Source organism: Methanoculleus sp. MH98A (genome assembly GCF_000691865.1).
GTDB lineage: Archaea > Halobacteriota > Methanomicrobia > Methanomicrobiales > Methanoculleaceae > Methanoculleus.
Genome location: NZ_JMIO01000109.1, coordinates 1 through 636 on the forward strand (window position 1 = coordinate 1; position 636 = coordinate 636).

The following is a 636-nucleotide window of genomic DNA, read 5'->3' on the forward strand; positions in this document are numbered from 1 at the left end:
TATGGTTCCGATCCCGATCACGGTCCGCGGCGACTCCGTTCGCGTCGTGGAACGCTCGGAAGACGCTTCCTGAAGAATACAACGCTAATTTCTTTTTTGTCCTGCCGCGTCCTGCTATACCGACGGCGATCCGATTCCCGACTGCCGGGCATGCGGTTCATGCACCGCTCGTATGCCGCCCGGGTACTGTACTTTAAATCCTCCCACGTTGACCTTAGATAACCCAGGCAACTATTCCCCTGAGGAATAATAAGCTGGTGAACTTGTATGGCAGAAACGGTCGAGGTATTGGTACCCGGTGGCAAGGCAACAGCAGGCCCGCCTCTGGGGCCCGCGCTCGGACCTCTCGGTATCAACGTGAAGGCTGTCGTCGACGAAATCAACCAGAAAACAGCCGAATTCAACGGCATGCAGGTGCCGGTGACGGTAACGGTCGACGATAAGAAGAACTTCACGATTGAGGTGGGCATTCCGCCCACGACGGCGCTCGTCATGAAAGAGGCCGGCATCACGAAGGGGTCTACAGAGCCGGGTGCTTTGGTGGCAGGAGATCTGCCGCTGGAGGCCGCCGTTCGTATTGCCCGTATGAAGTTTGATGGCATGCTCTCGTACGATCTGAAGTCCGCGGTCAAAGAG

1 protein-coding gene is annotated in these 636 nt (G+C 57.1%); it reads left to right on the forward strand.

Annotation, left to right across the window (positions count from 1 at the left end; all coding sequences use genetic code 11):
• Positions 1–267: 267 nt before the first annotated feature.
• Positions 268–636: 50S ribosomal protein L11 (locus tag EI28_RS11520; protein WP_048114994.1), on the forward strand; the 369-nt coding region annotated here is incomplete at its 3' end.